General features: G+C 37.0%; 15 protein-coding genes. 5 read left to right on the forward strand and 10 right to left on the reverse strand.

Annotation, left to right across the window (positions count from 1 at the left end; translation table 11 throughout):
• The first annotated feature begins 201 nt into the window (after positions 1–201).
• Together abc-f and ACN6MX_RS18220 are read left to right on the forward strand one after the other, a co-directional pair.
• The gene (gene abc-f / locus ACN6MX_RS18215; protein WP_419960222.1) at positions 202–1857 is read left to right on the forward strand and encodes a ribosomal protection-like ABC-F family protein; all 1656 of its coding nucleotides are present in this window, start codon (positions 202–204) and stop codon (positions 1855–1857) included.
• Positions 1858–2021: 164 nt separating this feature from the next.
• Positions 2022–2441, forward strand: a complete 420-nt coding sequence (locus tag ACN6MX_RS18220) for a DUF4395 domain-containing protein (RefSeq protein WP_419960223.1) — start codon at positions 2022–2024, stop codon at positions 2439–2441.
• Positions 2442–2479: 38 nt separating this feature from the next.
• On the opposite strand, the gene ACN6MX_RS18225 is transcribed toward ACN6MX_RS18220, so the two are convergent.
• From ACN6MX_RS18225 to ACN6MX_RS18250, 6 genes are all read right to left on the reverse strand, one after another.
• Positions 2480–2893 (reverse strand): hypothetical protein, encoded by a 414-nt coding sequence (locus tag ACN6MX_RS18225; protein WP_419960224.1) that lies wholly within the window; start codon positions 2891–2893, stop codon positions 2480–2482.
• Positions 2894–2905: 12 nt separating this feature from the next.
• Positions 2906–3280 (reverse strand): DUF5412 domain-containing protein, encoded by a 375-nt coding sequence (locus ACN6MX_RS18230; RefSeq protein WP_419960225.1) that lies wholly within the window; start codon positions 3278–3280, stop codon positions 2906–2908.
• Positions 3277–3732, reverse strand: a complete 456-nt coding sequence (locus ACN6MX_RS18235; protein WP_419960226.1) for a hypothetical protein — start codon at positions 3730–3732, stop codon at positions 3277–3279. The genes ACN6MX_RS18230 and ACN6MX_RS18235 overlap by 4 nt, the downstream gene beginning before the upstream one ends.
• 118 nt (positions 3733–3850) lie before the next feature.
• A complete protein-coding gene (locus ACN6MX_RS18240; RefSeq protein ID WP_340777454.1) occupies positions 3851–4570 on the reverse strand; it encodes a YebC/PmpR family DNA-binding transcriptional regulator in 720 nt (239 codons plus the stop codon).
• Positions 4571–4663: 93 nt separating this feature from the next.
• A complete protein-coding gene (locus ACN6MX_RS18245) occupies positions 4664–5095 on the reverse strand; it encodes a DUF1801 domain-containing protein (protein WP_419960227.1) in 432 nt (143 codons plus the stop codon).
• Between the two features lie 20 nt (positions 5096–5115).
• Entirely contained in the window at positions 5116–6705 is a 1590-nt protein-coding gene (locus ACN6MX_RS18250; RefSeq protein ID WP_419960228.1) for a DUF2339 domain-containing protein, read from the reverse strand.
• Between the two features lie 220 nt (positions 6706–6925).
• On the opposite strand from ACN6MX_RS18250, the gene ACN6MX_RS18255 reads away from it, so the two are divergent.
• The 3 genes from ACN6MX_RS18255 (at position 6926) to ACN6MX_RS18265 (ending at position 8861) form a co-directional block, all read left to right on the forward strand.
• The gene (locus tag ACN6MX_RS18255; RefSeq protein WP_419960229.1) at positions 6926–7315 is read left to right on the forward strand and encodes an NUDIX hydrolase; all 390 of its coding nucleotides are present in this window, start codon (positions 6926–6928) and stop codon (positions 7313–7315) included.
• 75 nt (positions 7316–7390) lie between these two features.
• On the forward strand, positions 7391–8254 hold the full coding sequence (locus ACN6MX_RS18260; RefSeq protein ID WP_419960230.1) for an AraC family transcriptional regulator: 864 nt from the start codon (positions 7391–7393) through the stop codon (positions 8252–8254).
• Positions 8255–8390: 136 nt separating this feature from the next.
• Positions 8391–8861, forward strand: coding sequence for a VanZ family protein (locus tag ACN6MX_RS18265; protein WP_419960231.1), 471 nt, complete (start codon positions 8391–8393; stop codon positions 8859–8861).
• A 9-nt stretch (positions 8862–8870) separates the two neighbouring features.
• Here the strand turns inward: ACN6MX_RS18265 and ACN6MX_RS18270 are convergent, their stop codons facing one another.
• The 4 genes from ACN6MX_RS18270 to thrS form a co-directional block, all read right to left on the reverse strand.
• Positions 8871–9248 carry a hypothetical protein gene (locus ACN6MX_RS18270; protein ID WP_419960232.1) on the reverse strand — a complete coding sequence of 126 codons (378 nt, stop codon included), beginning with the start codon at positions 9246–9248 and terminating at the stop codon, positions 8871–8873.
• Between the two features lie 15 nt (positions 9249–9263).
• Positions 9264–9770, reverse strand: a complete 507-nt coding sequence (locus ACN6MX_RS18275) for a GNAT family N-acetyltransferase (protein WP_419960233.1) — start codon at positions 9768–9770, stop codon at positions 9264–9266.
• A gap of 74 nt (positions 9771–9844) precedes the next feature.
• Entirely contained in the window at positions 9845–10594 is a 750-nt protein-coding gene (locus tag ACN6MX_RS18280; protein WP_419960234.1) for a GNAT family N-acetyltransferase, read from the reverse strand.
• Positions 10595–10668: 74 nt separating this feature from the next.
• Positions 10669–11871, reverse strand: a complete 1203-nt coding sequence (gene thrS, locus ACN6MX_RS18285) for a threonine--tRNA ligase (RefSeq protein WP_419960235.1) — start codon at positions 11869–11871, stop codon at positions 10669–10671.
• Positions 11872–12305: the final 434 nt, after the last annotated feature.

Consider the following 12305-nt stretch of genomic DNA (forward strand, 5'->3'; position numbering starts at 1 on the left):
ATTTACTGCTTCATGCAGAACAAAATATTTTATACGCAAACGGAAATAGGATTAGTCTGCCCATTTTTCAGTACGAAACGAATGGTATTCACTACACAGCAATGAAGGTGTAGCGTTTTTTCGTATATTTTTCATGGTCAGCAACATCCTTCCGTATTATTCGGAGGGATTTTTTTATTCCTCCAAAAAGGAGTTGTTTGTATGACATTATTAGGAAAGTTAATGGATATAAGTGTTACATATGGTGATGAGGAGGTATTACAAAACGTAAAAGGAGATATACCATCAGATGTCGTGATTGGAATTGTTGGTGGAAACGGAGAAGGTAAATCCTCCTTGCTTTCCGTTCTTTCCAATGAAGTAATTCCTGCAAGCGGAAAGGTGGAATGGAGCGGAAATCCCCCTTCTATCAGCTACTTTCGGCAGGAAGATGAGCACTTTAGTCAAATAGAATACGAACATGATGAATTTTCCTATTTCAGTAAATGGACTGTTCCAGAAGGAAGAGAATATACTCAACTGAGTGGCGGGGAAAAGATGAAAAGAAGGCTGTCTCGTGTATTTGCAGAGAACTCCCAAGTATTATTGCTAGATGAACCTACTAATCATTTAGATCAAGACAGCTTATCCTATTTAAAAAAACAGATTCTCTCCTACAAAGGCACAATCATTTTAGTTTCACATGATCGTTACTTCTTAGATGAGGTAGCAGATTATATCTGGGAAGTTGAAAATAAAAAATTGACGGTATACGCAGGAAACTATTCGACTTATAGAGAAAAAAAGGTGGAGAAGCTCCTGACACAACAAAGGCTATATGGTGCCCAGCAATCAAAAATACAACAGGTTGAGAAGCAAATTACCGAGCTGAAAAACTGGTCATCCAAAGCACATGCAGAATCCACCAAGCAAGAATTTAACAAAGAGTATTATCGTGTGAAAGCTAAGAAAATGGATGTCCAGATTCGCTCCAAGAGGAAACGGCTAGAACTGGAACTTTCCAAGAATACTGTCGATAAACCAGACGAGGAAAAAGAAGTATCGTTTACCATTGAAGGTAATAAGAAAAAAGGCAAACGTGTCATAGAAGCAAAAAATATGAGAAAAGATTTTGGGAAGAGAACACTCTTTCAGAACGTATCTTTCACCATACTGGCGCAGGAACGCGTTGGGTTATTAGGTTCAAATGGCAGTGGAAAATCGACATTTTTCCGTATGCTTTTAGGAGAAGAAAGCTTTCAAGGAGACCTTTGGAAATCCGAGTCTATGAATATTGGCTATTTACGTCAAACTGTTTTCGACTTACCTGAAGAAAAAACGCCATTTGAATTTTTTAGACCAACTGATTTTGAGATAAGAGGACTTATCCAAACACTCATGACGAACTTAGGGTTTTCCAAAGAACACTGGTCACGTCCTATATCAACAATGAGCATGGGAGAACGAGTGAAGCTGAAGTTAATGGAGTTCATGCTCGACCAAAAGGACGTGTTACTTTTAGATGAACCGACGAACCACTTAGATCTTCCTTCTCGTGAGCAATTAGAAAAGACGCTTTCCACTTATCCCGGTACCATTTTACTCGTAACACATGATCGATATTTCTTAGAAAAGCTAACGAATAAATTGCTAGTTTTTGAAAATAAATCGATCTGTAAGCTAGAACTGAACTATAACGAATGGATGCATAAAAACAATGAATCGTTACTCGAAAAAGAACTCTTAACATTAGAAACAGAGAGACAGGCAGTACTTGGTGAACTTAGTTTTTTAAAAAGTAATGACGCTAAATATAGCACGCTGGATATACAATTTAATGAATTAACTAAGAAAATAAATGAACTAAAAAAACAATAACTTAGAAGGCAGCTCCGAACTAGGGGCTGCTTTTACTATATATGTCGTTTCAAATCAGACTTTGCCAATTTCCCGGGAAATATGTCAGTATATAAGCTTCTATTTACTTTTTATGGCTATCACCATATAATAAAGTAAATCCAATTAGAAAAGTAGGTTTTAAAATGAAAACAATTCCGAAACCTCTCGTAATGGTCAATCAATGGACGATTGTTCTATCTGTAATCATTGCACTTCTATCTCAATCAGCTTGGATATTGCTCATTCCGTTAGTTGCAAATTTATCAAGTTTATTAATTGGTTTTCATCCTATACTATTTGTGGCAAAAAGATTTTTATCTAAATCTGCCAATCAATATATGCAAGAAGATTATGCGCAGCTTAAATTCAATCAGTGGCTTGCGGTTAGCTTTTTGTCAGTAGCTAGCATCAGCTTTCTACTAGGCTGGTCACTATTATTTAATCTCGCAACAATTATGGTCGGCCTCGCTGCATCTATTGCCATCGCAGGATTTTGTATCGGTTGTTTCATCCGATTCCAATTTCAACAATGGAACTATCGCAGAAAGAATTCAGCTATATAATGAGAAAATAGCCTTTCCATCAAAATTGGAATGGCTATTTATTTGTCTTCAAATTCGAAGACATCTTTTAATATTTTTGTTCCAGCTTCGTCCAACCTGCCGTATGAATCACTTTCTATAATTGTAGAAGTACCATTGCTTTCAAACCAAACATAATAATCCTCTAAACGCTCCGGCATGTTTTCATCATCCTCCAAAAAATGAACTGCTTTTATATCCTCTCTTCTTGACATTTCTGCTTTTACATTTCTTTCCCATTCAATCCTGTCGAATGCTTGGTTTAATCTATCAATTTTGTTCAGATCAGCAATTATTATTTCATCGGCATAATTTCCAGCTACAGTTACTTTGAAAACATCTACCCTTGTCAATTTTTCTATTGTTTCATTTTCAGTACAGCCCACTAACCATGCGACGGACAGCATCATAAATAGACCTATTACTTTTTTCACTATAATCCTCCCCTAGTGATATCTAAAATCATATTTTTCCTTAGGGACATTTAAAGTACGATTATTGATAATCACAGTATCATTATCTAACCAAGAAACTTCTGCATCTTCTTCTCTGTAATTCCAGTATATATTTTTGGTTTTCCCACTTTTTTCATTAAAAACAAGTTCGCCTCGAATTGCATAAGAAGTCGTTGCTCCCCCATTTGTAACATAGGCTTTTAACGTATATTTACCATCTGGTGACGATTCCTCCGTAAGAAATTCTCCTTCTGGAAGACTTTCCATACTAATGAAAAATGTATACACGAAGATCCCCAGTAGACTCATGGTCAAAATAATCGGTATGCTTATTACAAGGAGAATTATTTTTAACCTTCTTTTCATCCTTCTCTCCTTTTCCTTTTATAGTTTCTTCCTATCATCATAATAAGTACCACCAGAATAATTGCAGCAACAAAAATTGGAGATGCTAAATTGTTTATACCATATTTATTACCGGCATACTCCCCATCTCTAGTTGCCTTAATATATGGTCCATCTTCCTCCTGTATAGCAATTGCCTCATCCGTACTTATTCCTTGGATGGAATAATACTTTGTTCCTTTCGGATAGACATTTGAGAAATTACCAGAGTAGGTTCCTTCTCTATCCGAATACTTCGTTACATGTCCAATTTTCTTATCGACCTCAACGACCCGTTCCTCTGTGATAACGTACACATAATCATCCCATACAACAAATGCATATGCCCAATCTGCTAATGACTTAATTGGAAATAAAATAGAGGCAGATAATATAAAGACAACACCAAAACAAAAAATATTTTTACTATTCAAAAAACAACCCCCCTTAAGAAATTGACGTTTCATTTCCTTTTCAGTTCCACTATCTATGTAATAACCAAAAAAGGCTGTTCCAAAGCAGAAAACCACTTTGAAACAGCCTAATCTCCTATTATTCTCCCAAATCTACATTGTGGTAGACTTGTTGAACATCTTCTAAATCTTCAATAGCGTCGATCATTTTCTCAAATTGTGCTTGAGCGTCTGCATCTAATGCAATATCGTTTTGCGCAAGCATTGTTAGCTCCGCTACTGTGAAGTCAGTTACACCTGCAGCTCTTAATGCTTCCTGTACAGCATGGAATTGATCCGGCTCTGCATAGACGATAACTGCATCTTCCTCTTCTAAAATGTCGCGTGCGTCTACGTCCGCTTCCATTAAGATTTCCAACACGTCATCAGCAGTTTTTCCTTCTAAACCAATTACAGCAGTTGCATCAAACATATAAGCAACTGAACCACTCACACCCATATTACCTCCATTTTTACCAAATGCAGCACGTACATCGGAAGCAGTACGGTTAACGTTATTTGTCAGCGCATCGACGATGACCATAGAACCGCTTGGTCCGAAACCTTCATAACGAAGCTCATCGAAGCTTTCTTCTGATCCACCTTTTGCTTTTTCAATCGCTTTATCAATAATATGCTTAGGCACACTGTATGTTTTTGCACGTTCTAGTACTACTTTTAATGCTTGGTTAGAAGTAGGATCAGGCTCACCTTGTCTTGCAGCAACATATATTTCACGACCAAATTTCGCATAAATACGGCTAGTATTAGCGTCTTTGGAAGCTTTCTTTTCTTTAATATTATTCCACTTACGACCCATAAGTCCCACTCTCTTTCGCTAAGCTAAATTTTATACTGTAATATTATACATGAAAGCCATATAAACTAGCAAAATAAATACATTAACTTCCATTCACACTCTATTTGGATATAACACTTGGAGGAATGCTATGGATTGTGTAATCATTTCTTTTAGAACATCTACATCTATATCATCGACTTTATTGATATATACGCATGATTTTCCTGCAGTATATTTTCCGAAGCGCTTTAGAGCTTCTTCTCGCGTCGTATCTCCCGTTGCAAAATACAAACTAATCTTTGCTTTTCTCGGCGAGAAGCCCACTAAAGGAGCATCCCCTTCGTGACCTGACGCGTATTTATAATGATAGGTTCCAAAACCAATAATGCTCGGACCCCACATTTTCGCTGGATAGCCTGAGGTCTGCTCAAAAATCTCTAAAAGCTTATATGCGTCCTCACGTTTCTTCGGATTTTCAACTGCCTCTATAAATTCAACTACATTAGCATCTGTTTCTTTCATCTTTGCTTCGTATTTAGCCATTTTTCTATCTCCTTTCGATACTACTTTTTATAATAAGCCCGTGACACGAGTAGTCCAACCACTCCTAGAACAATAAATAATATCGCCTTAATAGCTACAGATACAAAGGAAATATCAAACAATATGATTTTTGCTAACGTCACAAACAGAATACTAACCCCGACGTACTTACCTTGAGGCAACGAAAAACGACTTAATACCATAAATAGTATAGCTACGATAATCCATAATGAACTAGTAATGACTCGCTCCATATTGCTACCAATATCCCCTGAAACTAAAGTAGCAATCATATGCAAGAAGTATAAAATCATAATCGCGACAAAAGACACTCCGATATTTAAAACAGTTTTCTCTATAAAAATACTTGCTAGCAAATAAACTCCATAAACTGTACCTACGATAAATACTATCCAGTGTAGCATTTCCCATGATACCCAGCTCATAATAGAAAAAGATAACACATGGTAGAAAGCCACGATATAACTAATACACAAAAGAATTAGGTGTAAAGTATGTCTGAACTTTTTATATACGAAGAAGTATATAAAGCTCAACCCAATTATTCCTTCAAATAGTAAATTGTCAATTTGAAGCTGCATTAAATTTAGTAAAGCAACAGATCCACTCGCGATAAAAATAGGAGCACGAACTGAATCCTTTTGATATACATAATAACAAATCCCATAAATGAGTATGATAATTATCATTAATACGGTTGCTTCATTATCCTCAAATACTACACGAATCCATAAAGCAGTTAATAGCATGATTGAAAAAAGCATATACGCTTGTTCTTTTAACATCTGCTTCGACTTCAAAAGACTAAGCAATAAGGCAATATGTTGCACGAATATAGGAAGCATTGCGATCCATTTATACCCGTCAGATACATTTGTAAAAGTAAAGAAAACCAAGATTGCTACCTGTAAAAAAATGACGGAAATATAATATAAAGCCTTGTAGGAATATTTTAGAGCAATCCAAAGAAAAACTGTAAAAAGTACAGTCTCATATAAAGAATACAACGGAATATTTGGTGACGTACTGTTTATCAAAAATGGAACAAATACGCCACCAACTATAGCAACAATTCCAATTCCTTGTGAGCGGTACTTATAGGTTAGAAATACTCCCAATGAAATCCAAATAAGATTGAAAATAAAAGCTACTGTTGGTCCAGATATATTATACAGTTGATGCATTGCAAAAGTGGTCAACATTAAAACAGGAATAGACCCACCAAGAAGCATATGTCCTAAATTCTTCCGACTTCTTTTAGTTTGCCATATACCTAACCCGACTAATGCAAAACCAACGACAAAACCAATGACTACTTTTACGGATGGTTGTAAAAAACCGTAATCTGACACCGCTTTGAATCCCCAAATTATCCCTATTATAAATACGACAATAAATAAGGGAGGCAGTATTTTCTGAAAGATAAGTATATCCCATTCAACAGGCTGTCTTACTTGTTGCTGCTGTACGATAGGGTGTTGGGGCTGAGAGATATCTGGTTTTGGTTTCATATGTACTTGCTCTTCTAAAAATCGAACCCGTTCTTCCAGCTGTTCTATTCGTTTTTCAAGAAGTTCGCTCTTTTCCATTCAAGCCCTCCTTTTTCAATATGTTCTACTCATACTATTAGACAAATATCGAAAATATCCTTTAAGCTTTATGGATGATTGTTTCATTTCCCCATTACCCCAAAATATCCACCCTGTTGGATATTCAAAATTTCTCTTTTAGCACCCCTTTTGATATCTTCTTCGTCTTCTTTCAATATATAATATAAGAAACTTTAGTTTCCATAGGATGGTGAGAAAAATGAGAGATCGTGGAGCAACTATCATTATTGAAAATGGCCAAATAGCACTCATTAAACGAACGAAGCCTCATATGACGTATTATGTGTTTCCAGGGGGAGGTTTAGAAAAAGGAGAAACTCCAGAACAAGCAGCGATCCGTGAAACATATGAAGAGATTGGCGTACATGTGAGAATCCAGCGACCTTTTAAAATTCTCGAACAAAGTGGCACACAACACTTTTTTCTAGCAGATATAATTGGAGGGAAATTTGGACCCGGAATCGGCGAAGAATATACGGATCCATCTTCCGAAAGAGGCGGCTATGAACCTATATGGTTAGACATTAAAGACCTGTCATCTCTGGATGTACGTCCTAAAGAAATTACCGAACTAATTACGGAAGATTAAACCGTCCACGGTGAGCACAAAATGACAGGATAATTTTCAGAACTTTTATTAAGATACATATAAGGAGTGAAGCCAGTGGGATGGGTTGAGTCAATTCAACAAGCAATAAGCTATATGGAGGATCATTTACTAGAGGATTTATCAATGGAACAAATTGCACGGGAAGCTAATTCTTCTGTTTTTCATTTTCAACGTACTTTTTCTATCTTAACGGATATGTCGCTCGGAGACTATATTCGAAAAAGAAGATTAACTTTAGCTGCTCAAGAATTGTTGAATACAGACAATAAAGTAATTGATGTCTCCTACAAATATGGCTATGACACTCCTGAATCTTTCACAAAAGCATTCCGAAAGCAACACGGCATAACGCCTAGTGAAGCGAGAAAAAATATAGGGAAAATCAATTCCTATAACCGCCTGATCATTCAGGTAACCTTGAAGGGAGCAGAGCCGATGAAGTATAAAATTGTCGAAAAAGAAAGTTTTCAAGCTGTCGGTGTGAAAAGAACGTATAACTGCAAGAATGGGGAAAACACACAGGGTATCCCTTTGTTCTGGGATGATGTAAATGCAGACGGTACAGATGATATGCTATTCCAATTAAACAACGGATCAATTGAAGGGGTACTTGGTGTTTGCGTTGCAGACGCAGCATACCAGGAGAATAGCTTAATCGATTATTGGATTGCAACAGATCATGTGGGGAAAGTACCAGAAAAATTATCAGCTATTACAATTCCTGCATCCAAATGGGTTGTGTTCGAGGTACACGGTGCGATGCCAGATGCCATGCAGAATACATGGAAACAAATATATTCCGAATGGTTTCCATCCAACCCATATGAGCCAGCAGGGACACCAGAGCTTGAAGTATATTCTGCTGACGACCCTACTAGTCCAAATTGTTATTCAGAAATTTGGATACCAATTAAATAACTGCAAAACTCGAAGAGCTATACTGATGCTCCTCGGGTTTCCTATATAGTGAGTATGCTACCTTAGCAGCCATCTCATTAAAAGAACAATTATTTTCCCATATGAAAACTCGTCACTTTTATGCTAAGGTCATTATATGAAAAAACTTATACCACTTTTTAGCTTACTTATTATTGTATTTATTTTCTCAGGGCAAACAGCTGAACAGCAATCTATGCAGGAGATGTTAAAGGCATACCTCCCTAACAAACCACAGGAGTCTTTTCTTTCTATATTTCAAATTCCATATTGGGGTATTCTAGTTTCGGTTGAGGAGCGTGGATACTATGCATTTATAGAGTTTTTAATAAGAAAGGGTACACATTTCATTTGTTTTGGATTAATTGGTCTTGCCATTTATATTGCTTTACCAAAGGTTCAGTACCGTAAGCTTATAGCAGTAATGATAACTATGCTTCTTGCAATCGCCGATGAATTTCATCAATCTTTTACAAGCGGTCGGACGGCTTCTCTTCAAGATGTCATGTTGGATACATCAGGGGCAATTGCAGCACTAGGGTTACTGTCAATTTTTCAATGGTTGAAACGAAGAAAAAACGTTACCTAGTTTGATAGGTTAACGTTTTTTCTTAATGAGCAAGGCTATACCAAACGATATAATCGTAACGAATGTCAAAATCAGATTAATGGGGAGGATAGGCTTAAATTCAACTTTTTTATCAGTAATCTCATATACCCCAATTGGCTTAATAGTAAAAATACCACCGCCACCTTCTCCTTGCCCAATTGACACAGCCTGCTCCTCATCCAATTGTCCACCACTTCCCCCTCCCACAAAATAATTTACTTTGGCAACAGGCAGTATTTGCTTGCTCTCCATGACGATGGGTTCTCCATATACTAAGGCAACATCCTTCTCACGAGAAAACTTTTCAAAAATGGAACGTACTGGTGATTGGAAAGACGGGTATTTAACTTCCGGTTTTTTAGTCATAATAATTTCCACCCTCTATTTTAAAATAAGTGACATATGCAGTTCTTCATAAGAAGTTTCTCCAACCTTTAATGCCATCTCTTCTATCCCAAATACGTTAAAGCCTAATTGAATATAAAGATTCTTTGCTGCTTCATTACTTGATACGACAGATAAGTTTATCTTTTCAATTTCTTGACTAAATTTCGCTTGTTCAATCGCCAATTCCATTAAGGATTTACCTATACCTTTTCCTCTGCCAATTGGACTAACATACATGGCAAAAATATTAGCACGATGCTTCATCTTCAAGCTACTCTCCTGTAAAAGAGTGACCATCCCGATTAATTTATGTTGATCGAACGCTCCAAACGTATAGTTTCCCTTTACCTTTAAATTTCCCTTCACTCGTTCGATTGGATTTTCCCGTTGAATTGCTTCTTCATAGCTGGTACTAAATGCTTCTGGACTGTTTTGCAATGCTTCTAACCTTAACTCCCAGTATGCACTCGCATCCTCAGCTACTAATTGTCTTAATTCCATTCTTATACCTCCAAAAAAACTTCTTTCCTAACATAATTCATGTGCATTTAAAACAAAGTTTCAGCAAGCTTGTGCTACATAACAAACTCTTCTTTTAGCAAGGAACAAATTGCCGCATCGCAAAATTGTCCTTTTTCAAACGCTGATTTCCGCAAAGTACCTTCATGTACAAAGCCTGCTTTTTCTAATGTTTTTTGGGATGCCATATTTTCAGGATCAAAGAGTGCTTCAATTCGATTTAACTCCATTGTCTCAAAACCGTAACTTATAACAGACTGTAAAACCTCTGTCATAACTCCTTTTTGCCAAAAATCTGGAGTCACTTCAAAACCAATCTCTGCTTTGAAGTGATCCTTCTCCCATTCGTGATAACCACAGCTACCGATAATCTTATTATCTTGCTTTGTTGCGATTCCCCAGCGAATGCCCTGTTTTTTATGGTATCGCTTTTGCCAATTTTTTATTAATACTTTTGCTTCCTTTAAGTCCTTAAACGTATTTAAATCATAATACTTTGTGACCTCGTCTTGTGAAAAATAATGAAATACTTCCCTTGCATCACTGGCTTCAATCGGTCGCAATAAAAATCGGTCTGTTTCCAATCTCGGGAATCTCTTTTTATGGTTATCATAAAGAAGTAATACAACAAATTGAGCAATAGCTATTAACCCCGCTAATATACTTAAAAAGATACTGACCCAAACATAGTTCGCAATTTCTCCGTTTCCAATAGGTCCTACTCTCGGTTGATACATAGAGTATATTCCCCAGGCATTACTAGCTAAAATAGCAAGTCCTCCAAATAATAATATCCACTTTCCCATTCAACGACCTCCGTAATAGTTTCATTCGTTATATACTACCGAAAATCCTTGTTGTAATGAGATGCATTTTGTATTTATATTTTCTTCTCCTTGTTTAATCCCTCAATAAATTCCAAAATACTCATTTCACCTAAAACACCGGCTTTGTGTTTCCGAACAGAGACTGCATTATTTTCCTTTTCCTGTTCTCCTATAATGAGCATAAAAGGATGCTTTTGCAATGCTGCTTCACGAATTTTCAAGCCAATTTTTTCTATCCGATTATCTATCTCCACTCGGTATCCCTCTTGTTCAAGCTGTTGCTTTACGTCCTCAGCATATTCGATATGCGCATCCGCAATTGGTAATATCTTCACTTGAACCGGGGCCAGCCACAGCGGAAAGCTACCTTGAAAATGTTCTAAAAGAATAGCTATAAATCGTTCAATGGACCCGTAAATTGCCCGGTGGATCATAATCGGTTGTCGTAATTGGTTGTCTTCGTCGATATATCGACACTCAAACTTCTCAGGCATTTGAAAGTCGAGCTGAACAGTGCCACATTGCCAGCTACGTCCCAAGGCATCTAATATATGAAAATCAATTTTCGGACCATAAAATGCTCCATCCCCCTCATTTATCTGGTATTCTACCTGTTTCTGCTGAAGAACTGTTTCAAGCGCTTGCTCTGCTCGATTCCAAGTCTCAGCAGACCCCATATAATTATCTGGTCGAGTTGATAGCTCTACTCTATAACTAAAGCCAAATTCTGAGTAAAATTCATCTACAAGGTCTAGCACCTTCGCTAGCTCACTTTCAATCTGCTCCTCCAATACAAATAGATGAGCATCATCTTGAGTAAACGCTCGAACTCTTAATAATCCATTCAATGAACCTGATAATTCATGGCGATGGACCAACCCAAGTTCTGCATATCGAATTGGCAGCTCTCGGTAGCTTCTTCGCTTACTATTAAAAATTAGAACGGATCCAGGACAGTTCATTGGTTTAATCGCATATTTTTGATCATCTACATCTGCGAAATACATATTTTCATGATAGTGATCCCAATGCCCTGATTTTTCCCAAAGCTCCTGCTTCATCATAATGGGTGTTTTGATCTCTTGATATCCCGCTCGTTGATGCTTTTCCCTCCAAAGATTTTCCAGTTCATTTCGCAATATCATTCCTTTTGGTAGATAAAACGGCATGCCCGGTGCTTCCTCCATCGACATAAATAGTTCCAATTGCTGACCTAATTGTTGATGACTTACTCTTTCTTCTGCTTTCACTGACATGTGAATTCCTCCATTTTCAAATAAATTTTGCCTATCAAAAAAGACCACACCCATCCCGGTAAAGGGACGAGTGTGGTCGTGGTTCCACCCTAATTTGCAACATAAAAAATAGTTGCGCTCATATAAGATAACGGTTTCCCGATTATGGATAATTACATAAATGCGTTCCCCATAATTGCTCCAAGGTGGTAAATCATTCCGCTTTCTTTAAGGGCTTTCAGTCGGTGACCCCATTCTCTGAAAAGAAAGTATAAAATGATTCATGTCCTTTTCTTCGCTTGAATATTAATTTAAATACAAAAAGACCACACCCATCCCTGGTAAAGGGACGAGTGTGGTCGTGGTTCCACCCTAATTTGCAACATAAAAAATCTATTGCGCTCATACAAGATAACGGTTTCCCGATTATGGATAATTACATAAATGCGTTCCCC

Source organism: Psychrobacillus sp. BM2 (assembly GCF_048572895.1).
Lineage (GTDB): Bacteria > Bacillota > Bacilli > Bacillales_A > Planococcaceae > Psychrobacillus.